Annotated in this window: 27 protein-coding genes and 1 pseudogene; 20 read left to right on the top strand and 8 right to left on the bottom strand. The window is 42.3% G+C overall.

What is annotated here, in order from left to right:
* Nucleotides 1–5: 5 nt before the first annotated feature.
* Together AC4E8C_RS23605 and AC4E8C_RS23600 are read left to right on the top strand one after the other, a co-directional pair.
* Entirely contained in the window at nucleotides 6–743 is a 738-nt protein-coding gene (locus AC4E8C_RS23605; RefSeq protein ID WP_490209057.1) for a GNAT family N-acetyltransferase, read from the top strand.
* 528 nt (nucleotides 744–1,271) lie between these two features.
* The gene (locus AC4E8C_RS23600) at nucleotides 1,272–3,269 is read left to right on the top strand and encodes a penicillin-binding transpeptidase domain-containing protein (protein ID WP_490209056.1); all 1,998 of its coding nucleotides are present in this window, start codon (nucleotides 1,272–1,274) and stop codon (nucleotides 3,267–3,269) included.
* Nucleotides 3,270–3,302: 33 nt separating this feature from the next.
* Here the strand turns inward: AC4E8C_RS23600 and AC4E8C_RS23595 are convergent, their stop codons facing one another.
* Complete coding sequence (locus AC4E8C_RS23595) at nucleotides 3,303–3,650, bottom strand: MGMT family protein (RefSeq protein WP_490212642.1); 348 nt, start codon at nucleotides 3,648–3,650, stop codon at nucleotides 3,303–3,305.
* Between the two features lie 719 nt (nucleotides 3,651–4,369).
* Here AC4E8C_RS23595 and spoIIID point away from each other — a divergent pair.
* From spoIIID to AC4E8C_RS23570, 5 genes are all read left to right on the top strand, one after another.
* Nucleotides 4,370–4,642, top strand: a complete 273-nt coding sequence (gene spoIIID, locus AC4E8C_RS23590) for a sporulation transcriptional regulator SpoIIID (RefSeq protein WP_199421232.1) — start codon at nucleotides 4,370–4,372, stop codon at nucleotides 4,640–4,642.
* Nucleotides 4,643–4,926: 284 nt separating this feature from the next.
* A complete protein-coding gene (locus AC4E8C_RS23585; protein WP_490209055.1) occupies nucleotides 4,927–5,928 on the top strand; it encodes a rod shape-determining protein in 1,002 nt (333 codons plus the stop codon).
* 235 nt (nucleotides 5,929–6,163) lie between these two features.
* Nucleotides 6,164–6,511 carry a DNA-directed RNA polymerase subunit beta gene (locus AC4E8C_RS23580; protein ID WP_490209054.1) on the top strand — a complete coding sequence of 116 codons (348 nt, stop codon included), beginning with the start codon at nucleotides 6,164–6,166 and terminating at the stop codon, nucleotides 6,509–6,511.
* A gap of 88 nt (nucleotides 6,512–6,599) precedes the next feature.
* On the top strand, nucleotides 6,600–7,034 hold the full coding sequence (gene fabZ, locus AC4E8C_RS23575; protein WP_490209053.1) for a 3-hydroxyacyl-ACP dehydratase FabZ: 435 nt from the start codon (nucleotides 6,600–6,602) through the stop codon (nucleotides 7,032–7,034).
* Nucleotides 7,035–7,120: 86 nt separating this feature from the next.
* Complete coding sequence (locus tag AC4E8C_RS23570) at nucleotides 7,121–7,453, top strand: hypothetical protein (RefSeq protein WP_490209052.1); 333 nt, start codon at nucleotides 7,121–7,123, stop codon at nucleotides 7,451–7,453.
* Between the two features lie 32 nt (nucleotides 7,454–7,485).
* Here AC4E8C_RS23570 and AC4E8C_RS23565 read toward each other — a convergent pair whose 3' ends face one another.
* Together AC4E8C_RS23565 and AC4E8C_RS23560 are read right to left on the bottom strand one after the other, a co-directional pair.
* Nucleotides 7,486–7,749 carry a hypothetical protein gene (locus tag AC4E8C_RS23565; protein WP_490209051.1) on the bottom strand — a complete coding sequence of 88 codons (264 nt, stop codon included), beginning with the start codon at nucleotides 7,747–7,749 and terminating at the stop codon, nucleotides 7,486–7,488.
* A 162-nt stretch (nucleotides 7,750–7,911) separates the two neighbouring features.
* Nucleotides 7,912–8,343, bottom strand: coding sequence for a YwpF-like family protein (locus AC4E8C_RS23560; protein WP_490209050.1), 432 nt, complete (start codon nucleotides 8,341–8,343; stop codon nucleotides 7,912–7,914).
* A gap of 246 nt (nucleotides 8,344–8,589) precedes the next feature.
* On the opposite strand from AC4E8C_RS23560, the gene ssb reads away from it, so the two are divergent.
* The 3 genes from ssb (at nucleotide 8,590) to AC4E8C_RS23545 (ending at nucleotide 11,512) form a co-directional block, all read left to right on the top strand.
* A complete protein-coding gene (gene ssb, locus AC4E8C_RS23555) occupies nucleotides 8,590–8,967 on the top strand; it encodes a single-stranded DNA-binding protein (RefSeq protein WP_490209049.1) in 378 nt (125 codons plus the stop codon).
* On the top strand, nucleotides 8,960–9,184 hold the full coding sequence (locus AC4E8C_RS23550) for a hypothetical protein (RefSeq protein WP_490209048.1): 225 nt from the start codon (nucleotides 8,960–8,962) through the stop codon (nucleotides 9,182–9,184). Before ssb ends, AC4E8C_RS23550 begins: the two co-directional genes overlap by 8 nt.
* A gap of 1,188 nt (nucleotides 9,185–10,372) precedes the next feature.
* Nucleotides 10,373–11,512 (top strand): 3D domain-containing protein, encoded by a 1,140-nt coding sequence (locus tag AC4E8C_RS23545; protein WP_490209047.1) that lies wholly within the window; start codon nucleotides 10,373–10,375, stop codon nucleotides 11,510–11,512.
* A 170-nt stretch (nucleotides 11,513–11,682) separates the two neighbouring features.
* Here AC4E8C_RS23545 and AC4E8C_RS23540 read toward each other — a convergent pair whose 3' ends face one another.
* The gene (locus AC4E8C_RS23540; RefSeq protein ID WP_490209046.1) at nucleotides 11,683–11,895 is read right to left on the bottom strand and encodes a hypothetical protein; all 213 of its coding nucleotides are present in this window, start codon (nucleotides 11,893–11,895) and stop codon (nucleotides 11,683–11,685) included.
* Nucleotides 11,896–12,067: 172 nt separating this feature from the next.
* On the opposite strand from AC4E8C_RS23540, the gene AC4E8C_RS23535 reads away from it, so the two are divergent.
* Nucleotides 12,068–12,640, top strand: a complete 573-nt coding sequence (locus tag AC4E8C_RS23535) for a general stress protein (RefSeq protein WP_490209045.1) — start codon at nucleotides 12,068–12,070, stop codon at nucleotides 12,638–12,640.
* A 49-nt stretch (nucleotides 12,641–12,689) separates the two neighbouring features.
* On the opposite strand, the gene AC4E8C_RS23530 is transcribed toward AC4E8C_RS23535, so the two are convergent.
* On the bottom strand, nucleotides 12,690–12,857 hold the full coding sequence (locus AC4E8C_RS23530) for a hypothetical protein (RefSeq protein WP_490209044.1): 168 nt from the start codon (nucleotides 12,855–12,857) through the stop codon (nucleotides 12,690–12,692).
* 108 nt (nucleotides 12,858–12,965) lie between these two features.
* Between AC4E8C_RS23530 and AC4E8C_RS23525 the strand changes: the two genes are divergently transcribed.
* The 3 genes from AC4E8C_RS23525 to AC4E8C_RS23515 all read left to right on the top strand — a co-directional run bounded on the left by AC4E8C_RS23525 (nucleotide 12,966) and on the right by AC4E8C_RS23515 (nucleotide 14,326).
* Entirely contained in the window at nucleotides 12,966–13,127 is a 162-nt protein-coding gene (locus AC4E8C_RS23525; protein ID WP_490209043.1) for a hypothetical protein, read from the top strand.
* Nucleotides 13,128–13,206: 79 nt separating this feature from the next.
* Nucleotides 13,207–13,683 (top strand): GNAT family N-acetyltransferase, encoded by a 477-nt coding sequence (locus tag AC4E8C_RS23520; RefSeq protein WP_490209042.1) that lies wholly within the window; start codon nucleotides 13,207–13,209, stop codon nucleotides 13,681–13,683.
* Nucleotides 13,670–14,326, top strand: a complete 657-nt coding sequence (locus AC4E8C_RS23515) for a hypothetical protein (RefSeq protein WP_490209041.1) — start codon at nucleotides 13,670–13,672, stop codon at nucleotides 14,324–14,326. Before AC4E8C_RS23520 ends, AC4E8C_RS23515 begins: the two co-directional genes overlap by 14 nt.
* 503 nt (nucleotides 14,327–14,829) lie before the next feature.
* On the opposite strand, the gene AC4E8C_RS23510 is transcribed toward AC4E8C_RS23515, so the two are convergent.
* Complete coding sequence (locus tag AC4E8C_RS23510) at nucleotides 14,830–15,558, bottom strand: ZIP family metal transporter (RefSeq protein WP_490209040.1); 729 nt, start codon at nucleotides 15,556–15,558, stop codon at nucleotides 14,830–14,832.
* Nucleotides 15,559–15,695: 137 nt separating this feature from the next.
* Between AC4E8C_RS23510 and AC4E8C_RS23505 the strand changes: the two genes are divergently transcribed.
* The 4 genes and pseudogenes from AC4E8C_RS23505 to AC4E8C_RS23490 all read left to right on the top strand — a co-directional run.
* Complete coding sequence (locus AC4E8C_RS23505) at nucleotides 15,696–16,262, top strand: DUF421 domain-containing protein (RefSeq protein ID WP_490209039.1); 567 nt, start codon at nucleotides 15,696–15,698, stop codon at nucleotides 16,260–16,262.
* Nucleotides 16,263–16,332: 70 nt separating this feature from the next.
* Nucleotides 16,333–16,713 carry a DUF3888 domain-containing protein gene (locus AC4E8C_RS23500; RefSeq protein WP_490209038.1) on the top strand — a complete coding sequence of 127 codons (381 nt, stop codon included), beginning with the start codon at nucleotides 16,333–16,335 and terminating at the stop codon, nucleotides 16,711–16,713.
* A gap of 131 nt (nucleotides 16,714–16,844) precedes the next feature.
* Entirely contained in the window at nucleotides 16,845–17,165 is a 321-nt protein-coding gene (locus AC4E8C_RS23495) for a hypothetical protein (RefSeq protein WP_490209037.1), read from the top strand.
* 114 nt (nucleotides 17,166–17,279) lie between these two features.
* Nucleotides 17,280–17,372: pseudogene (locus AC4E8C_RS23490) on the top strand (putative protein N(5)-glutamine methyltransferase); the annotation flags it as partial.
* Nucleotides 17,373–17,494: 122 nt separating this feature from the next.
* On the opposite strand, the gene AC4E8C_RS23485 reads toward AC4E8C_RS23490, so the two are convergent.
* Nucleotides 17,495–17,983 (bottom strand): pyridoxamine 5'-phosphate oxidase family protein, encoded by a 489-nt coding sequence (locus tag AC4E8C_RS23485; RefSeq protein WP_490209036.1) that lies wholly within the window; start codon nucleotides 17,981–17,983, stop codon nucleotides 17,495–17,497.
* 403 nt (nucleotides 17,984–18,386) lie between these two features.
* Between AC4E8C_RS23485 and AC4E8C_RS23480 the strand changes: the two genes are divergently transcribed.
* Nucleotides 18,387–19,451 carry a hypothetical protein gene (locus AC4E8C_RS23480; RefSeq protein WP_490209035.1) on the top strand — a complete coding sequence of 355 codons (1,065 nt, stop codon included), beginning with the start codon at nucleotides 18,387–18,389 and terminating at the stop codon, nucleotides 19,449–19,451.
* Between the two features lie 35 nt (nucleotides 19,452–19,486).
* Here AC4E8C_RS23480 and AC4E8C_RS23475 read toward each other — a convergent pair whose 3' ends face one another.
* Nucleotides 19,487–20,965: a SulP family inorganic anion transporter gene (locus tag AC4E8C_RS23475; RefSeq protein WP_490209034.1), complete on the bottom strand. Its 1,479-nt coding sequence runs from the start codon at nucleotides 20,963–20,965 to the stop codon at nucleotides 19,487–19,489.
* 361 nt (nucleotides 20,966–21,326) lie between these two features.
* Between AC4E8C_RS23475 and AC4E8C_RS23470 the strand changes: the two genes are divergently transcribed.
* Nucleotides 21,327–22,478 (top strand): cation:proton antiporter, encoded by a 1,152-nt coding sequence (locus AC4E8C_RS23470; RefSeq protein WP_490209033.1) that lies wholly within the window; start codon nucleotides 21,327–21,329, stop codon nucleotides 22,476–22,478.
* Nucleotides 22,479–22,621 lie beyond the last annotated feature (143 nt).

Below are 22,621 nucleotides of genomic sequence, written 5' to 3'. Positions count from 1 at the left end.
TGGATATGAATGTTTTGTATGAAGGAGCGATTAAGAAAGACGGGCAGGAGACGGTTGTTCCATTTTGGGTCGGCAGGTTAACGGGAGAGGATTTGACCGCAATTTTGCGGGTTCAAGAGCTGGTGGTCGCCGATTTGGACAATAAAAATATTTTACAGCCCTTATCTGAAGAAGAGTTCCACTATATTCTGGACGGAAACGGCTTGATGATTGGGGCATTTGTCGGGAACGAATTAATCGCTTTTCGGGCACTGCTTGTCCCGCCTATTGATGAGGAGCATTTAGGCCTTGATATCGGATTGGACGAAAGCGAGCTTTCCCAGGTTATTTATCAAGAAATTTCCAATGTTCTTCCTGCCTATCGCGGCAATCGACTTCAACAAACACTAGCAGAGCTGATTATGAAGGAGCAGGAGAAGGGCGGTCATTCTTACCGCTATGTTTGCTGCACGGTGGCGCCCTTTAACATTCCCAGCCTAAAAGATAAATTTGCCCAGGGCATGCAGCTGGCGGCATTAAAAGAAAAATACGGCGGCCTGCTCCGATACGTCTTTGTGAAAGACCTGGCAGCGGCGGAGGGGGAGGTGGAGGCCGATCTGCCTGACGGCCAGGAAACAGTCCTCATCCCAATGGCAGACACTGCCGCCCAACAACAAAAGTTCGCAGCCGGCTGGCGCGGCCATAAAATGGAACAACAACAAAACCAAATCTGGATCCACTTTCGCCGCCGAACAACAAAGTAAATAGAGTTACTTATGGTAGTGATAGTGCTATTGGTGCTATTGGTGCTATTGGTGTCAGGCACCAATAGTACTATCATGGTAGTACATTCGTGAGTGGATGAAGGACTAGTGGGGAAAGAATAGAGAAGAAAAGTCCTTCATAGAGTAGATGAGGGACTAAACGGGTAGTGAAAACTGTCTGACCCCCTTTATAAACATTGCTGTTCATAGAGGGACAACTATTTATGCTCAACAAATCACAAACATGATTTTGGCACTTGCTAGGTTTAATGCATAAGGGCAAAAAAAATCCGGCACGTGGCCGGATCAAGTAAAGGGGGTCGTAATAAGTGTGAATACATATAGCTTACCCACTAAATATGAACAAACTATGAATAAATAGGGGAAAAACTATTAAAGTTTCTTCTGGACATGGTGTTTATAGTGCAAAGGGTGACAGGCACCATTAGTAATACCAAGGAAGTGCAAAGGGTGACAGACACCATCGGTAAATATATGATAGAATGGTAAAAAAAGGAGGAATGGGTTTTGAGAAGAATAGTAGGATTTCTTTTTCTGCTCTTTGTCGTCGTGCTCGCGAGCTGCAGTAAGGAACCGACCCCGGATGAGCGATTGTCAGAATACATAGCATTATGGAATCAACAGAAATTTGCGAAGATGTATGATTATCTTTCCACTGATGCAAAAGAGGACATCACCAAACAGGAGTTTACCACCCGCTATCAGAAAATCTATGATGACCTTCAAATCAAAGACCTCAAGATCAACTTCAAAAAACCAAAAGAAGATAAACAGGGCGAAAAGGAACAAGCCCAGTATTCTTTTACCGCAAACATGAACAGCATCGCAGGACCGATTAAATTTACACAGAAAGCAACATTAAAAGCGGAAGAACGAGACAAAAAGAAGAATTGGTATGTCGATTGGAACACGGAATACATTTTTCCAGAATTGAAGGAAGGCGATACGATTGGTTTGAGCACAACGGCGCCAAAGCGCGGCGAGATTCTCGACCGCGATGGAAATGGGCTGGCGGTCAATGGCCAGGTGTATGAAGTCGGGGTAGTGGCCGGCAAGGTGGATGATGCCATCCTTGGGCAATTAGCGCCCTTATTAAAAATGACACCGGAGCAGATCACGAAAGCGCTCGGTGCTAGCTGGGTGAAGCCGGGGCTATTTGTACCGCTGAAGAAGGTGTCAATGGACGATCAGGAGCGAGTCGCGCAGCTGGTGGCGCTTGAGCCTGTACAAACGCGCAAGGTCGGGGCACGTGTTTATCCGTATGGTCAGGCAGCGGCACAGCTGGTTGGCTACGTGGGATCGATTACGGCCGATGAGCTGGAGAAGCGGAAAGACAAGGGCTACACGAGTCAGGATGTCATTGGCAAGCGCGGCCTGGAACAAGTGCTGGATGAGCAGCTAAAGGGCACGAGCGGCGTGAAGGTAGTGATTAAAAAGAAGGCAGAGGGTGCTGAGGATGTGGTGCTCGCTGAAAAGCCAGTGGAAGATGGCAAGGATGTGAAGCTGACCATTGATGCCAATTTGCAGTCGTCGGTGTTTGCTGAGATGGCTGGGGAGGCGGGGACCTCTGCGGCGCTCAATCCAATGACGGGTGAGACACTGGCGCTAGTCAGCAGTCCGTCTTTTGACCCGAACCAGGCAGTGATTGGATTTAGTGCAGACGAGTGGAAGGCGCTTCAAGATGATGCGAAGAAGCCGCTCTCGACACGCTTTAAGCAGGCCTATGCGCCGGGTTCGGTGATGAAGCCGTTGACGGCAGCAGTCGGGTTGACGGGCGGGTCCATTAATCCAGGGGAGGCGGTGCCAATCCTCGGGAAACAGTGGCAAAAGGATAAATCATGGGGCGGGTACTTTGTGACACGGGTCCACGATGACGCCTCTTCCGTTAACCTGGAAAAAGCGCTGGTCCTCTCGGATAATATTTATTTCGCACAGGCAGCGTTGGAAATTGGCAAAACAGGTTTTGTCGATGGGTTGAAAAAGTTTGGCTTTGATGAGGAGCTCCCTTATGCATTCCCGCTTGAAAAATCAGTGACGGGAACACTAGGCAATGATATTGCCCTTGCAGATTCTGGTTATGGACAGGGTGAGGTACAGATGAGTATTGTTCATTTGTTAAGCACATATACACCGTTTGTAAATGGCGGTAATATGATCAAACCCGTTCTACTAGCCGATGAGCCACAGAAGCAGGTGCTGAAGGAGGCAGTGGTCTCTGCTGATCACGCAGCGTTGATTGCGGCAGATCTTCGAAAGATTGTCAGTGACCCAGGCGGGACAGCGCATTCCGTGGAAATCCCGGGCATCCCGCTCGCAGGCAAAACGGGTACAGCGGAAATTAAGCAAAAGCAAGGGGTGGCCGGTGTGGAAAATGGCTGGTTCATCGCCTATAATGCCGACTCACCAAACATAATCGTCGCCATGATGGTAGAAAATGTCCTCGGACGCGGCGGCTCCCTAGTCCCAGCAAAATTAGTCAAAAACGTCTTTATGAAAATGCAATAATCAATGTTGGGTGCCTGACACCTATAACACTATTTACGTAGTGCTATGGGTGTCAGGCACCCGTTTTTGTTTTTGGCGGGGCTGCCATTGGAACTTCTCTAAATCGATGACTCCATGCAAGCCTACTTGTACGCCCTCTGCTTCAAGCGAGAGCCATTGCTCGTTATAGGATTCATCATCCTGAAGAGCGATTTGGCCCTTAGCGTTAATGACACGGTGCCAGGGCAGGTGATACTTCTTGCTCATGGAATGGAGGATGCGAACCACTTGTCGTGCTGCACGAGGGCTTCCAGCAAGTCCTGCGATCTGGCCGTAGGTTGCGACCTTGCCAGCCGGGATACTTTGAATGATCTCAATAACCTGTTCAGTAAATGGGGTCACGTTTCTAATTCCTTTCAAATAACGAATTAATCCAACATACAATAAGTATATAATAACTTTACTACCCTGCATGATAAACCCAAAAATTCCGTAAAGGACCATAAAAATTTTGACCTTACTCCTCTAAATTGTTTTCCTTTAAACACCTTTTTCAAGCCAAAAAAAACAAAAATACTACCACCGAATAATATTTTGTAGAAAAAATCACTCGACAAATTTCTTAGGAAATAATTTCGCAATATGCTTATTTTCAGGCGCCAGCCCTTGGGACACATGGGTTTCTCCAAATGTCGAAAAAAATAAAATTGTCCAATTTTCAAAAAACTTCTGTTCACACCTTGTCCCTATTCAGTATTTTGTGCATAAACCCGTATCCAAGCTAATAAAATGGTTACAAACCTTTACAAAGAGAGTGTTTGAGGTGAGGAATCGTTTGAAGTTAGCGGGTATTCAGCCGGGGACATGATTATTCATTGTATTATCAGAGAGTAAAAACTTTCTGCCGTGTGAACGTTAAATGCAAATGTAAGCTTGTGTCCATTCAGGGTGGACAATGTCTTTTCTTGGTGCCTGACACCATAACTGACATATACAACTTGCAAATTGTTGTAACTTATCTTGCACCACTATCCAATCAACCACACGGAAGCGGAATTAGTCGAAGTGATAGACGAGTCTCATTTCACACTACTCACATCCATATTAGGGAGGGCGAGAGTGTGCACGATTACATCAAAGAGAGAACTATCAAGATTGGAAAGTATATCGTGGAGACGAGGAAAACGGTTCGCGTTATTGCGAAGGAGTTTGGCGTATCCAAAAGTACAGTCCATAAGGATTTGACAGAAAGACTGCCGGAAATTAATCCGGAGCTGGCAAACGAGGTTAAGGAAATCCTAGATTATCATAAATCAATCCGTCACCTCAGGGGCGGAGAAGCCACCAAAATGAAGTATCAGAAAGAAGAAAAGGAAGGCGAGCCAGTAAAATAAACCACCATTTGTTTTTCAAAAGGGTTTGCCAGAAATCAGAAATCCAAAATCCAAAATCAAGAGTCGAAAAGAGTCCTCCCCAAAAGAGGACTTTCAAGCTATCCAAGTGCTGAGTAAAAAGTCCAACTATTACTATTACCCAAACGAATTCTCTTTAAAACCTCTATTCCGACAAATTTCCACAAAAGTGGCATGAAAATGTTATGGAAATGAACTAGGATATGGTACAATATTCAATTAGGAAAAGTAAGTGGATTTTGTCTCCAAGGAGGACTAAAAAGAGAATGTTTGCAAGGGATATTGGGATTGACTTAGGAACGGCTAACGTACTCATACACGTAAAAGGCCGTGGCATTGTGTTGAATGAACCTTCCGTCGTAGCGATTGATAAAAATACAAACCGAGTTTTAGCTGTTGGTGAAGAAGCCCGCCGCATGGTCGGCCGTACACCAGGCAACATTGTCGCGATTCGCCCCTTGAAAGATGGCGTCATCGCAGACTTTGATGTAACAGAAGCAATGTTAAAGCATTTTATTAATAAGTTGAACGTTAAAGGCTTTTTATCAAAGCCGCGCATCTTGATCTGCTGCCCAACCAACATCACCAGCGTGGAGCAAAAAGCCATTCGTGAAGCAGCTGAAAAAAGCGGCGGCAAGAAAATTTATTTGGAAGAAGAACCAAAAGTGGCCGCAATTGGCGCGGGAATGGACATCTTCCAACCAAGCGGTAACATGGTAGTGGATATCGGGGGAGGAACAACAGATGTTGCAGTACTTTCTATGGGCGATATCGTGACTTCTTCCTCCATTAAAATGGCTGGGGACAAATTTGATATGGAGATCCTCAACTATATCAAACGAGAATACAAGTTGCTCATTGGTGAGCGTACATCAGAAAATATCAAAATCAACATCGGCACTGTATTCCCAGGTTCGCGTTCAGAAGAAATGGAAATCCGCGGCCGTGACATGGTGAGCGGCTTACCGCGCACAATTACCGTTCGCTCTGAAGAAGTGGAAGGCGCGCTGCGCGAGTCCGTTGCGGTTATCGTCCAAGCTGCTAAGAGTGTACTCGAACGCACACCGCCAGAACTTTCCGCCGACATCATTGACCGCGGCGTTATTTTAACCGGCGGCGGCGCCTTGCTGCACGGCATCGACGCGCTCCTTGCTGACGAGCTTAAAGTGCCAGTACTTGTGGCAGAAAACCCAATGGACTGCGTCGCCATTGGCACAGGAATCATGCTCGATAACATCGATCGTATTTCGAATCGTAAATTTGGGTGATTTTTTTTTAAAAAAAGTCTAATGAGAGGGGCTGTACAGGCCTCCCACATTGGACTTTTTTTATTTTTTTTACAAAGTTTGACACTTTCCAGCAAAAAAAGCATGTGCATTTAGGAATAATTTTTTATAATAGAGATAATCAACTGTAAATAAGCGCAATTTTTATAAAATAAATCGGTTATAATATGTAGTAACTCTGAATTCACCGTGGAATTCGGTTAAAGGGGAATTATTGATGAATGTAAATAATCTTAATCAAGAACAAATAAAAACGCGAGAAGAATATAAAAAATCCAAACATGAGGAGAAACAAAAGGCAAAAGCCAAGCCTCAGGGACAACAAACAACGGACAAAGGCAAAAGCCAAGGGCAGCAGGCCGATGCAGCGCCACATAAAATCAAACGGATCCGGATTCGCTTAATTCCCATTTGGCTGCGGCTGGTACTGTTGGTAGTCCTCGTCGTCGTGTGTGCAATCACTGGCGCTATGGTGGGCTATGGCATGCTGGGCAGCGGTGATGTGGCAGATGTGTTCAAAGAATCCACGTGGGGTCATATTATCGACCTGGTGAATAAGAAATAGAGGGAAGGGAGCATTAGCCCTTCCCTTTTGCGTACCATTAATAGTAAAATAGAGATTACATATCAGATACTAGTAGGAGGTACTAAAAATGCTTGATATAAATGAAATTAAAGAAATCATTCCCCATCGTTATCCATTTTTGCTGGTGGATCGCATTTTAGAAGTAGAAGAAGGCAAACGAGCGGTCGGCATCAAAAATGTTTCTGCCAATGAAGAATTTTTTAATGGCCATTTTCCCGACTACCCTGTGATGCCTGGTGTGTTAATTGTGGAAGCACTAGCACAGGTCGGGGCGGTTGCCGTTTTGATTAAAGAAGAAAACCGCGGGCGCCTGGCTTTTTTTGCAGGAATTGATAGCTGCCGCTTTAAACGGCAGGTGAAGCCTGGTGATCAGCTTCGCTTAGAAGTGGAAATGACGCGGGTGCGCGGACCAATTGGCAAGGGAAAAGCCGTGGCAACGGTAGACGGCGAAATCGCCTGTGAAGCGGAGATCACGTTTGCTTTAGGTGAAAAAAAGGAATAAATGTTGGATAAAACTTCTTGTCAATATTTTTTCGAGCTTGGGGAATATAAACCTGAGTCGATTAAATATGAAAGGAGTTTTTTATTTTGAAGAATAAGTTATTTTTATTAATGGCTGGTTTTGTATTATCGGGTGTGCTTGTTGGCTGTAACAACAATGATGATAATCGGAAACCGTTAACGCCAACCAATAATAATATTCAAAATCCAGCCGATAACAACTTAAACGATGACAACAATGACGGCTTGGGGGACAACAACAATATCGATGATGATAATATGAATAACAACAACTACCCTGAGTCAGAGGACAAAAATACACCTACAGACAAAGACAATGCCAAAGACAGGAATACCCCTCGCGAAGATATGATCGAGGACGACATTGACTCAAGAGATCGTGACAATAAAGACGAATAACAAGCAAAAAGGGGCAGCGAACCTGTCCCTTTTTAAAATCCACCGCCGTTAGCAAACACAGCTATTAACGCCACGACAGCAACGATAAGAATGACGTAAAGAATGATAGCGATAATGACGATGATCCAGCCCGCTACTTTCCGGCCAGTTTTAATGAAATAAATACCTAAGGCAATCGGGCCGAAAATAAATCCTAAAATAGCCCAGAGCCAGCGGCTTTTATTATGCTTCGGTGCATCAATAAACAAAAAAACTGCAAAAAGAATACTGATAATAAATCCTATTGAACCTTCCAAAAAAAACCCCCCTTTCTTTTCTACTATAAGTATCACTAGAATTTAGTAAAAAATCAACAAAAATTGAAATATTTTGTCAAATTTTAGCCGCTAGGACGCTGGAGCTGGCCATTTCTCAAATGATAAATTTTTATATAATAAAAAAACCAGTCAGCCGACTGGTTAATGATGATTCACTTTAATCTTAGGTTTACTTTGCATTTTTTCTTTGAATTCCTGCAGCAGCTCCGAGCCTTCCAGACCTTTTTGCATCAGATTTTCGAGCAATAGTTCGGAATAGTCACTTTTATTGCGGCGCATTTGCCCTTCGAACAAGACGCTGATATGTTTTTCGAATTTAATCAACGAGCTAATCTTGGTTTGAAAATAGGCAGGGGCGTTCTCCTTTTTCGTAATCACCGCTTCCACAATAAGATCGCGGTCTTGCTCCGAAATTTTTTTAAAATAATCATAGAGGGACAGGTCAGTATAAGCCTCGAGCAGCCAGGTGGAATGTTCGTCTTCCTTGTTTAGAATCAAGCCATCGACTAAGGGCACCTCAACGGTCGCACCCTCTTCCACCACATCCAGTGAGTATAACTTAAACGATTTCATAGGAACCTCCTGTTTATTTTTTCCTAAATTATAACATACGTTGAGCAGAAGCAAATGTCGAAAAATAAATCCCGCATGTGGTGATTGCCTTAAGATTTGGTCGAGTCAGGTAGGTTTTTGACAAAATCCCCGAGAATAATTAATTTTTTCGACAAATACCCCCTTGATAATCGTTATTTGGTCGTTTTACAACCACTAAACCCAGGCGCTATGATGAAGGCATCAAATTCATAGGGAGTTGGAAAAATGATTAATCAGGTTACGCTTGTCGGTCGATTGACCAAGGACCCGGAATTAAAATCAACAGCAGATGGAACGTTTGTCACCAACATCACCTTAGCGGTCAATCGCAGTTTTCGGAATCACAATGGGGAGATTGAAACAGATTTTATCCCCTGCATTATTTGGCGTAAGGCGGCCGAAAATACGTGCCACTATTGTAAAAAAGGAACGATTGTCGGATTAACAGGCCGCCTGCAAACGCGCCACTATGACAATAAAGAGGGAAAACGGGTGTATGTGACAGAAGTCGTTACGGAAACGATCCGGTTCATAAGCGGCGGTAAACCTCATGAGCCTGAAGTGACCCCTGAGACGGAAAAGGAGGAAGTGCCAGTTGGATAAACATGAGGACGATCTTATCAAGTTAGAGCTGCTGCTTGAGAGTTTAATCAAAATGGTAGGCAATGCTAATAAAAATATTGATGGCCTGCAAAAACGCGTCAGTCAGTTGGAGTGGCTCATTCGAGAGCAGCAGCTAGAAAGCAAGGAACGAGGCCCCGTTCTCATCTACACCAGACATCCACAACTACCTTCTGAAAAAATTCCCTTACATCGTTGAATTGCGTTATGTTAATCCAGTGCGCCCCAGACCTGCATACTGAGTTACTCGGAGAGGTTTGTTTTTAATAAATTCCCCCCGTTATGGTTTACATACTAGAGAAAATCAAGGACCCCCTCGTTAGCATCCCCACCTTACCCCGGCATCTTTTCAATGGTGCCGGGGATTTTATTTTGGGGCATTGTTAGAGTTTGGACTTTTTGATTGTGGGGTTTGTCGATGGTGAGGGTGTCTACGTAGGGATTAGAGCTGGAATTTCTGGAGGAAGCGGAAGTAGAAGGGTTCTATGTTGGGAGGGGAGCTGGAAATTCGGGGGGAGGCCGAAGTAGAAGGGGTCTACGTAGGGAGTGGAGCTGGAGATTCAGGGGGAAGCCGAAGTAGAGGGTGTCTACGTAGGGATTGGAGCTGGGAATTTAAGAGGAAGCGGAGGTAGAAGGGGTCTATGTAGGGAGGGGAGTTGGAAATTCGGGAGGAGGCCGATGTAGAAGGGGCTTACATAGGAATCAGAGTTGGAAATTCGAGAGAAGACCGAAGTAGAAAGGTTCTATGTAGGGATTAGAGTTGGAAATTCGGGAGGAGGCCGATGTAGAAGGGGCTTACATAGGAATCAGAGTTGGAAATTCGAGAGAAGACCGAAGTAGAAGGGGCTTACATAGGAATCAAAGTTGGAAATTCGAGAGAAGACCGAAGTAGAAGGGTTCTACATCCGAATTAGAGCTGGAAATCCAAGAGGAGGCCGAAGTAGAGGGTGTCTACGTAGGTATCGACGCTATTGATCTTAGCAGGAGCGGATGTAGAATAAAGTCCATTGCCCAAATAAATGACAAATTTACAAATACCTGAATAAAACTCAGAGAGCGGGGTACAATATATGAAAAACCCCCCTGTTTTTTTAAATGAAGGCGCTGATACATGTGTCAGCGGCTTCTTTTTTTTGGTTTCGAGATACTATCCTAAAAATAGAAAGTGACACCGTATTATGTCCTCACCAAGCGTACAAATGTACATCTTTGGTGCCTGACACCAAAACTATCAAACCCCATAATAATGGCAAATGGTGTCACTGTTATGCCACAGAATAGACACTTTCATTTGAAATAAGACAAAATGTGATACACATTTAATATTTTTGTAACATAGCTGGTACATAATTCTGTTATAAATATAGTAATAAGGAGGGGGAAGCGTATGCCAACTACAAAAAAGCGTATTATTCTCATGTTACTTACAACGATGTTATGTGTATCCCCATTGGCTACATATGCACAATCTAATAGCAACGCCCTACATAATGCTCAGCAGGAGCTAGAGCAAAAACAAAAAGTTGTAGAGCAAAAACAGCAAGAACAACAAACGGTTAATCAAGAAATTAATAATATTCAAAAAGAATTAGAGTCTCTTTACAGTGAAATTACAAAAAACAAAGAGGCAATGGCTCAAACACAAGAAAGAATAGCTGCAACGAATAAACTCATTGAAGAGAAAAAAGAGGAAATTGTTGCATTAGAGGACAAAATGCTTGGCAGGCAAGATATTATGAAAAAGCGCGCTATTGCCATGCAGCAAAATAGCAATGTGAATCTAGTCATTAATCTATTCTTTGAATCTGATAGTATCTCAGATTTTATCCAGCGTGCCAGTGCGGCTTCAACCTTAATGGATGCGGATAAAGAAATTTTAAATGCGCAAAAGGCGGACCTTAAACAAATTGAAGAAGATAAGGCAGAAATTGACCGTCAAGAGGCAGTATTAGAAGAAGGTCAGAAAGCGCTTGCAGCACAACAGGCTGAATTAGATCAAAATATGCAAAAAAGACAACAAACCTTAACCGTGATGCAAGACAAATATAAGCAAATCTCGCAACAAGTAGCATTAGCCGAACAAGAAAAGGCTGGAATTGAATCGCAAATGAAAGATATTCAAGACAAGATTAATAGGGAAGCAGCGGAGGCAAAAGCTCGGGCAGCGGCCGCAGCAGCAGCACAAGCGTCTTCGGGCAGCAGTGTCCAAGCCGTTTCAACTAGTACTAGTTCGGCTGTTCAAGGAAAAGAAATGTATGTGACCGCAACAGCTTATTCTTCAGCTAGTTCTGGACGATATACGGCGATGGGCTATGACATTGTCGCCAATCCGAATATGAAATTAATTGCGGTTGACCCGTCTGTAATTCCACTAGGCAGTAAAGTGTGGGTAGAAGGCTATGGCGTCGCTATTGCCGGTGATACTGGCGGTGCCATCAAAGGTCATAAAATTGATGTCCTCATGCCAAACAATGCACAAGCCTATGCGTGGGGCAGAAAAACCGTAAAGATTATTATAATGAATTAGTACCCGCAAACAACCCAATAAAACATAAAAACCAGCACCAAAAGAGACCTAACACACACGTTGTTAGGTCTCTTTTTTTTGCACTTAGATTTAGATTTAAATTTTACATTTTAGATTTGGATTTTCACTATATTAATAGTACAAGAGGGAGAAATGGTGCCTGACACCTTTTACCGTTTTTTGCTTTTGAGATCGATTACTACTTTCGGTTTAAGCGCTTCGAGGACTACTTGGACATGGATATTCTTTTCATCCACTGTTTTGACGCTGGCGACTTTGGCTTTGCGGCCTTTAATCTTCAGATTATCACCGGCCGCTGGAATATTTCTAGTCAGTTGGGTCAATAAACAGTTTTTATTATCAAAAAAATGAACAGCAAACATGTTGACCACACCTTTTTTCCGTGGAATGTGTTACCCTTTTCTCCTATAAAATATTTGAAAAAAGGCTGCTTTAGACCAACATCCTGGAAAAATTGAAAAGCCCTTCTATGTTTCATTCCTTGAGGAGCGGGTAGATATAGTAATGTACTACTCGTCCAAAGGAGGAATTTCAATGTACAATGAACATGAAAAGCACCTAGTAGGAGTTTACGATACTGAAAATGAAGCAATCCAAGCTGTCGAGGACTTAAAGCGGCAGGGATATGCACCCGAAGAAATTTCGGTAATCGGAAGAAACCATGACGATGTAAACGAAATTAATGATGCAACAGGTACGAAGACAGAGGAAAGTCTAATGACTGGGGCGGCCGCAGGCGGCGCACTCGGCGGATTTGTAGGATTGCTGGCCGGCGTTGGTGCCTTAGCGATTCCAGGAATCGGGCCGCTCATCGCCGCAGGGCCAATCGCAGCAACCATAGGCGGAGCTGCTGTGGGCGCTGGTGTCGGCGGCTTAGCGGGAGCTTTAATTGGAATGGGCCTTCCAGAAGAAGACGCAGAACGTTATGAAGGCTATGTGAAAGAAGGAAAAATCCTAGTCGTTGTTGAACGCCATGACAACCGTGTCGGGGCAAGTCCTTTCGAGGCACATGCCAACGATAACTTGACCGGCGGACCGATGACATCCAATTATCCAAGCAACGGGGCACTCACCTCGGACAATCCGAACGACCCGCGCTTGAGGTAATAATATTTTTAAAAAAAGGGTGCTGTCCCACTGGGGATAGCACTCTTTTTCATGTTAAGTGTATAAGTAACATAAAAACATATGGTACGGTGTAAATCAAACACATAATGGAAAATACAAACACAAATGTCACAACTGGGTGTGGCAGCTTATGGTTTTGGTGGATAAGGAAAATACCAACCGCGATTAGTAATAGGGCAAAAAGTAATACTGACATAGGATAGCCCCCCTAAGATTTTATTAACTTATTTTAACTTAAAACAATTGTAAAAAAAGTTATTTTTAACATATAATGTTAATAAGTCGTTAATTGGGAGGTGTTGTGGTGATTTGGTTATATATACTGATGCCTGTCATCCTCTTAAGTGGAATTGCCATTTATTATGAAAAAAGATCTGGGGCGACACCGCCAGAAGATCGTCAACTAGTTGAAAAACTAGAGGAATATCCACCCGAACATGGGATGAATTCGCATAGCCCATTCTGATTTTTTCTTGAAATAAATAAGGCTTAATAGACAAGGTAGCTTGGATATTAAGCCTTTTTTACATACATAGGAGGATTTAATGGAGATTAAAAAAGATGATCTTACAGGGGCAGAGATAGCTAATCTAATCAGTGAACATCTACAGGGGATGACTTTGAACTCCCCTCCGGAAAGCATTCATGCCCTCGACCTTGAACAATTGCGGAAACCAGAGATTACCTTTTGGAGTGCATGGGAAAGTGATGATCTGCTCGGCTGCGGGGCACTGAAGGAACTGGACCGTCACCATGGCGAGATTAAATCGATGCGGACGGCGTCGGCTCATTTACGGAAGGGCGTCGCCAAACGAATCCTTCAGCACATCATCGGTGAGGCTAGGCGGCGAGGCTACCGTCGGCTCAGTCTGGAAACCGGATCAATGGAGGCGTTTGAACCAGCAAGGAGGATGTACGAAAGCTTTGGCTTCCAATATGGCCCGCCGTTTGCGGAATATACCAAGGACCCGAATAGTGTGTTCATGACGAGAGAAATGGAGCAAATGAATGGTAAAAAATAAACGGTATTTCTTGCTTTTTGTGCTGTTCTTTGTGGCATCGATGGCGGTAAAATTCCCTTTCCCAGATGATCATTCTTATGGTGAAATCGTTTCGGTGATGGGTAAACCAGTTAAAACTATAAATGGAGTCAATTTCGTTGCCTGGGCAGGCGTACTATTTTTTATTTTGAGCCTCTTTTTTCTAGCGAAATCTTTGAAAAAATATCATATTAGATTAGTATTGCTGGCGATTTTTGCGGTCGAGTTAGTTCCCTTATGGTTCATACAAGCGTACCAAAGCACGGTAGCAACAGGTATTTACGCTATCGACTATGTACAGGAGGAAAGCCAATGTCAGTTTGACATGACCAATAAGACAACCCTGCATGTCCGGTGTGAACTTCCTTTTGAAAATCGCAGTCATAAGGATGTTTCTTTTACGATTGAATTTTATAAACAATACCCATTCGAAGAGGGCGCCGCAGGCCTCTCCCTTATGAATCAAAACGGCCCCTATGAAGTAAAACTAAGCAAAAAAGAAAGTAAACGGGTAAAACTGGAGACCAATATTGATGTATCTAAGGTGAAAAATCATATTGATAGTGGAGAAATGAATGGAGTCAATATTATCATCAAGTCTGGCGTGAAGAGTAGAAAGTTATAGATTGATTGAATCGTAGATTAAAAGCATTGAAAGATAGGGTGCCATGCAGTGCGATATTTAGATAGGCCGCCAATAAGATTAAGGGACTCAAACTATGTAACATATTTACTCTTTTTTATATTAAAAGGTAAATATACCGGCCTGTCTTCCATTGCCCGCGAGCCGTGATTAATTCAAGCAAGGGTAAAAGCAAAGCCGTTCCATTACCCGCGAGCTCTGATTAATTCAAGCAAGGGTAAAAGCAAAGCCGTTCCATTACCCGAAGGCCGTGATTAATTCAAGCAAGGGTAAAAGCAAAGCTGTTTCATTGCCCGCGAGCTCTGATTAATTCAAGCAAGGGTAAAAGCAAAGCCGTTCCATTACCCGAAGGTCGTGATTAATTCAAGCAAGGGTAAAAGCAAAGCCGTTCCATTGCCCGAGGACCCCATTTTATCTAAAAAGGGGAAAAGCACCTCACTCTATTTACCATGGTCACCTATCATCCCCCAAATCATCAAGAAAAATCACCCGGAAAAGTGGTCCATGACCAGCGAAACGAGCAGTCCAAGTGCAACGATTAATCCAGTCACGGGGCCGCTGTCTTCATACGCTTCAGGTACCATGGTCGAGGCCACCATCGCAATGATGCCGCCTCCGGCAAACGCAGCAATTCCGGCCATTAGATAGTCAGGCGCGCTCGAGAGAAAAAAGAATCCTCCCCATGAACTTAACGTGGAAATGAGTAGAACTGAACACCATAAAAGAAATATCTTGGATTTTTTATAGCCGCTGTTTTGTAAGCCCGCAGTACTGGACAGTCCTTCCGGGATGTTGCTTAGGAAAATCGCGATGACCAACAGCCAGCTGACCGACTGTCGCTCGAGCAAGCTTGCTCCTACCATGATCGATTCAGGCACCGCATCCATGACGGTTCCGATAAAGATCGCCAGGCCCGCCCCGTTGGCGGTTTGACCTGACCGTTTTCGTTGGTCAGCTCCCTTTTTGGAAACAAGATAATCAAACAGCGTGAACACGGAAGCGCCCAACAGGAATCCAATTGCGGTTGCGATCAGGCCGCCTCTTTTGACGGAGTCGTCGAGCAATTCATAAGAGGCCGCGCCAATCAAAACACCCGTGCCAAACGCCATGATTAGGCCGATTATTTTTTTTCTAATTGGTAAAAATAGTGCGCCCAGGGCCCCAAGAAAAACCGCAGATCCCGAGATCGCTCCCCACATAGCGGCAGCCCACATAATGCCCGCCTCCTTCCTACATCTTCATTTCTTATATATAACTCATATAAAAAGAAAATAAACATCCTGTGAAAATTTCATATTATCGGCAACAATTGGTAAAAATAGGGGTACTAGTTAATAGGAGGAATTTATTTGTGTGGACGGTATTTTGGGAATCATTGGTGCTGGCGTTCTTTGGGACGCTTATTTTACGAATAGGCGGTCGGAAGGCTGTTTCAGAAATGACCATTCCTCAATTCGCCATCTTACTGACAATTGGGGCGGTTCTTGGTTCTGAAGTATCTGGAAAAGGCCTGGCGGAATCCATTCTAGCCACCGCTACATTTGTAGGCTTTCTAGTATTGTCGGAATGGATCGGACTAAAATGGGATGGTGCTGAGACGGTTCTGCAGGGGAAGTCCGTGCCCGTGATTGTGGAGGGCCAAGTACAAATAAACCAATTAAAAAAACTGCGGTTAACGGTGGATGATTTGGAAAAAAGGCTGAGATTAGCTGGGATATCACGGATAACGGATGTAAAAACAGGAACGATGGAAGTAAACGGTCAGTTTGGATATGAGTTAATGGAACATGCGCGGCCCGTGACGATGGGGGATTTGGAAAGGCTTCTAAAGGGGATGGAGGCTGCGTCAGAAAAGAAAGATATTTTTACGGAGGTCATTAAGGGGCCACAATCGAATGTACCCGAACAGCTTCATTAAATGCATTTTGGTGAATGAGCACAAATAGGCAAATGAGGTGATCCTTACGAAAAAACTTGCAGTGATACTTATGATTGGAATGTTTTTAATGATTACTAACACAAGAGTTAATGCAAAAACAGTAAATGAAGCTGATACAGAACTATGTCAAACGCTAAAAATGGCACTTATAGGCAGCAATAGAGAACCAGTAGATAAAGCGATTACTGAAATTTATAAGAATGACAAAAATGCGCCAGAAGGACTTACTTGGGCATCCTATGACACAGAAATCCTTAAAATAAAACAGGTGTATGGAATTGGTGGATTATATGAGATAACGTTGAAGGTGTACCCTTATTATCGCGCGCATAACAGTTACGGGGAAGATGAAGTTGTGATGAATACAAGGGGTAAACTGATTAGTTATAAACACTTGAAAACATATCCTTGGATTACAACCGTATACTAGAATAAAGAAAGGGGCTGCCTGTGGCAGCTCCTTTCTTTATTGTGAGTTTAGTGGAAGAAGGAATATTCTAACCATTAACGAATAGTAGTTTATATAAATATTTTGGTTTCATCAACTTAGGAGTGGGTGTAATGTTGATCAAGGTAATCATTCTATTGGTTATAGCAGTCGTATTCATATATGCATTGGTAAAGGATTACAGAGTTATAAAAAATGGATTAAAAAATAAACCCTTGTCCATGGTAAAGGAACTTTTATTTGTATTAAGTATTTTTGCCCTTGGTGCTGGTGTAATGATTAATTCCTATTTACTTTCCAATGCAGGTGCAATCCTTTTACTTATACTTTCTTTAAAGAGTTTGATAAACCTTTGGAAGACTAACAAGATAAGAGTCATTTATACTTTGGTTGCCTTCATTTTATTTATTTCCTTGCCTTACCTTTTAAATTAATTAATAACTATGATTAAGGAAGGGATGAGATGAATAGGACAGAAAATCAATTTAGTTATTGATAATAAAACGGAGAAAAGCATCATCAATAGACTACGGAGTGAGGGGTGTGTCTTCGCTGTTTTTGCTAAGGCTGGATTAACTACTAAAATAGCAAGAAATGAAGAATTGGATGCAACAGTAGTTATTGGAACAAAATCTGGCTAAGAGTGGATTTATTCACCTTCTTTTAAGCTACCGGGTAGCTTTTGTGAAAAAAATTCCAAAAAGGCTTAGAGAAAATTTCACCTCTAAGCCTTTTTGTCTTGCAATATAATTGTGTTTTGCTGTTAGTTCTTCAATTCAACCGTTTCATTAATATCTGTCGATTTGGAACTTTGCCCGGTCATGCGTTTATAGAGAAAGGCGATTTGCTTCGTAAGATTACCGGTTTCCCAATATTCGGCTGCTTCCGCTTTTACCTTTATCAAGATCACGTTAGGATCATCATAAGAAGTTTGCATAATTTTTTCATAGGCAGTGCTCCACAATTCCTTTTTCTTGTCTAAATCCTCAATGATTTCCGCTCTTCCACGGACGGAAACATAGGATTTACCTGCATAAGTCACATTAACATCTTGATCATGTAAAATTTCTTTATATTTATTAGTCTCTTTTTTAGTGAAAAACCATAAGTCACCATCAAACTCAATTTCTTGTGTTTTCATAGGCCGAGAAACAAGCCCTTCCTCCGTCACCGTAGTCAGCATGGCCGTATCTACGTCTTTGATTAACTCTCGTAATGTTTCCATTTCTTCTTGTTTTATCATATAAGACACCTCCATCACCTCATTAATGTTTACAGTATAATACCCTTTTTATCAACTTTTATTCTGGTAGACCAGGTGATTAGGTGAAAAAGAAAATTCAAAAAAGGCTTAGAGAAACTTTCATCTCAGGTATGAAAATTCATAGGCGGAAAATTTCCGGCTAATGTATAAAGAGGAAGCTTAAGAAGCAGAGATTAGCGGAGATATTCCGATTAATTACTCTAAATAGGACAAAAACAAAAGATTTGAATCATATAAACGGAAAAACTTCCTTTATTTCTAGAAAATATAGTTAATTCTAAATTTTAATCGGAAATTTTCCGTTTATTTTTCAAACATGACTATAAAAATCTCAAAAAATGTAATTTATGTTAAAATAGTCCTATACCCCCGATGTAGGAGGAGAAGAAGAATGGCTCTATCTAAAAATAAATGGCTCTGGTTTGTTATGATTCTATCGTTGGTGGTTGGCTCCAATTTTCTAGTCTATCGCCTAAACGGCTTAGGCCCGGTTCCGGCGGGAATGGCACTGGGTTCCTTATTTGATTTCATTATTACCATCCCGTTACTCGTGTACTTTTTTATTTTACGAAAACGCTACTCTCTAAAATATGTACTCCCAGTGATGATTGCGGGATACGGTGCAGCGGTACTAATTATTCCCGACGGTCTGCTGTCCGCTTATTCGTTTGTAAAATACATCTTATTTGCAGCCGAGGGTGTCTTTTTCCTACTTGAGCTGTACATCGTGGTGAAGCTGGCAGCGAAATTCCCGAAGATCATCAAGAGTTACCGCACAAACGAAACCGACATTCCCGCATTTCCGTACAGAATGAAGCAAGCTTGGGACCAGCATTTAATGCCATCACGAGTCCAGGAGCTGTTTTTCTCCGACATGATGATGTATTATTACAGCTTATTTTCATGGCGGAAAAAGCCAGCAGCCGATGAACGGATGTTTACGATTCATAAAAAAACGGGCGCGATTGCCCTCTACATCATGCTAATTCATGCACTTGTACTCGAATCGGTAGGCTTTCATTTTCTGCTTCATTCCTGGAGTCCAATCGTTTCCATCGTCGCCCTTGTACTGAATGTGTATACACTGCTATTCTTTCTAGCTGAAATCCAAGCCATCCGGCATTGTCCGTTTATGATTACCGACAAAACCTTATACATACAGGTCGGAATTATGAGGCAGCTGATTGTCCCGTTAGACAAAATCAAAGCTATTCACCATTATCAAGGTCCGGAAAAGCTGTCAAAAGAGGAAGCGAAGCATGTTTTTGATGCGACGGTGGCAGATTTTATGAAAGAAAAGCCTACATTTGAAATCGAGTTTACGGAGCCGGTCGAGGCCAGGCTGCTCTATGGATTTAAGAGAAAAGTCAGCAAAGCCCATCTGCGCCTTGATGAGCCGCAGAAATTTTATGAACGGTTAACGGAAAAAATAGAGGGAAATAGGCTGAATTTGTAATAAAAAAACACGCTGGATTCAGCGTGTTTTTCATATTAATGATTAGATACCGATTCAAGACCATCAGGCATTTTATGAACAGCAAGTTTGTCCAGCAGTCTCGTACTTTCTGTATTTAATCCTTTAAGATTCACCTTTACACCATTTTGCTGATACTTTATGACCACTTTATCAATGGCACCAATGGCGGAGTCATCCCATAAATGGGCATGGGTGAAATCAAGATCAATTTCTTTTATAGCCTCTTTAAAATCAAAGTGATTCACAAAATCGGTTACAGAAGCAAAGAAAAGCTGCCCTGAAACCTGATACACCTTTTTGTATGAACCTTTTACAGACAGAGTTTTAATATCCACTTTTGAAATCTTCGAGGCAAAGAAAATGGCACTTAATAGAACACCTATTACAACCCCAATTGATAAATTATCAGTCGCTACCACAGTAATTACGGTAACAACCATAACCACACTATCTGATTTAGGCATAATCGACAATTTCTTTAGCGAAGACCAATCAAAGGTGCCAATCGACACCATGAACATGACAGCTACTAAAGCAGCCATTGGAATTTTAACAAGGACATTATTTAATAAAACAATCAGGACCATTAAAAATACAGCAGCAAAAAAGGTGGAAAGCCTGCCGCGGCCGCCTGACTTCACATTGATTCCAGATTGTCCGATCATGGCACAGCCAGCCATGCCTCCAAATAAACCTGAAACAATGTTGGCAATCCCTTGACCACGGGCCTCTTTGTTTTTATCACTATCTGTATCTGTCAGGTCATCGACAATTTGGGCTGTTAAAAGCGACTCAATCAAACCGACAACCGCAATTCCAAGTGAATAGGGAAAGATGATTCGCAGTGTTTCAAAATTAAATGGGACATGAGGAAGAAGAAAACTAGGCAGTGATTGGCTAAGTTGTCCTAAATCTCCTACTGTCTTGACGTGTGCTCCAGTCATTACCGCAATAATGGTGATGAGTATAATTGCTACAAGCGGCGAAGGAACAGCCTTTGTTAGGCGTGGGAATAGATAAATGATGGCTAATCCGCCAGCAACCATGGCATACATGACCCAGGATTGCCCTTTAAAATGGGTTAATTGAGCCATAAAGATTAAAATAGCGAGTGCATTTACAAACCCCAACATCACGGAACGGGGAATAAATTTCATTAACCGAGCTACCTTCAGAGAACCAAAAATAATTTGTATGATTCCTGTTAGGATCGTTGCAGCTAATAAATACTGCAATCCATGCTCTTTAACCAAGCCCCCCATTAACAGGGCGGTTGCTCCAGTCGCAGCTGAAATCATGGCAGGTCTGCCGCCTACAAAAGCAATCACAAGGGCAATGCAAAAAGATGCATATAAGCCTACCATTGGGTTAACGCCAGCAATGATCGAAAATCCAATCGCTTCTGGAATAAGGGCTAAAGCAACAACCGTTCCCGAAAGAAGATCTCCCTTGATATTCCCGAACCATTCATATTTAATTGTATTTAAATTCAAGTACAACACCTCTTTTATTTAGTAGTTATGACTTTCAACTCTCATGAAAGCCGGGTCCGATGATAACAAGGGAAAGTATAGCCGAAAGTGACAAATTTGTGAAATCTTATGTAAACGCCACCAATCGCCATTTACTCTTCCATTCTTCACTTATCTGCTCATTCTTATGGTTTCTGAAAAGACGAGATTTATTGTTTTCCCCCTTTCAAACCTGAAATATGTTACAATATAAATAATTAAATACAACCGTGATTTGGAGGAGCCTGTCACCAAGGGAGTAGTATGTCCTTTGGTAACAGGCTCCTTTTTGTATTTTTATGTAATTTATTACAAACATTAATAAAAGAAGGGTGGTAAAAAGGTGTTAATCTTACAATTAGCGATTATCTTAATTGCATCGAAAATAGCTGGAAGTTTGAGTGTCAGATTAGGGCAGCCTTCTGTTCTTGGCAAACTTCTAATTGGAATTGTTCTAGGTCCATCGGTATTAGGATTAGTGAATGAGACAGAAACATTAGCTGAATTCAGTCAAATAGGTGTTATTTTACTCATGTTTATTGCTGGATTGGAAACAGATATCGATGAATTTAAACGGAATGGAAAAGCATCCACCTTTGTAGGATTTGGAGGAATCATAGTTCCTCTTATTTTAGGTTATTTTGCTGGAATCCTGCTAAATCTATCGGCGATGGAATCGTGGTTTTTAGGGCTTTTGCTGTCGGCTACAAGTGTAAGTATATCTGTTCAAGCGCTTAAAGAGATGAATCGTTTAAAAACACCTGAAGGAACGACGATTTTAGGAGCAGCTGTTATTGATGATGTGGTCGTCATCATTGCCTTGGCCTTCTTAATGAGTTTTGCTGGAGGAGATGTGAATTTAACGACGGTTATTTTAAAGAAAGTGGTCTTCTTTGCAGGAGCCATTCTAGTTGGCTGGAAGGTCATTCCTTGGTTTTTGAAGAGGTTCTCCCAGTTAAAAGTAACAGAAACGGTTATTTCGTCTGCACTAATCATTTGTTTTGTTTATGCCTACTTAGCGGAATATACCGGGGTTGCTGCCATCATTGGGGCCTATATTGCTGGTGTCGCCATTAGTGTAACTGACTTTAAACACGAAGTTTTTGAGAAGGTCGAAACGATTAGTTATTCCATCTTCGTTCCTGTCTTTTTTACCTCAATTGGAATCACAGCACAATTTGCTGGTATCTCGAAAAATATAGGCTTGATCATCATCTTGAGTGTATTAGCCATCCTAACGAAGCTAATTGGTGCTTCAATCGGGGCGAAAGCGGCTGGATTTGGTTGGAAAAGCTCATTGGGGATAGGGTCAGCAATGGTTTCCCGTGGGGAAGTAGCATTAATAATTGCATCTATTGGTTTAGAAACAAAATTATTAAGTCAAGATATGTTTGCGATCCTTGTTGTGGTGGTCCTCGTGACCACAATTGTGACCCCGCCATTGATGAAATGGTTTTTTAAATCGGATTCGAAAAAGGAAACGAGTGCAGCTTAACAACTAAAGATATGGATAAGCCAAGGTTGCCTAGTATGTTTAGGTCTTGGCTTTTTTATATTAAGAAAGAACCGTAGCCATAAAAAAGTACACACTAATACGCAGATATTGTGTAGAATTATACTTAACATAATGGGTGATTT

This window comes from Neobacillus sp. SRL179 (assembly GCF_984799095.1).
This window is presented reverse-complemented; position numbering and strand designations above follow the sequence as displayed.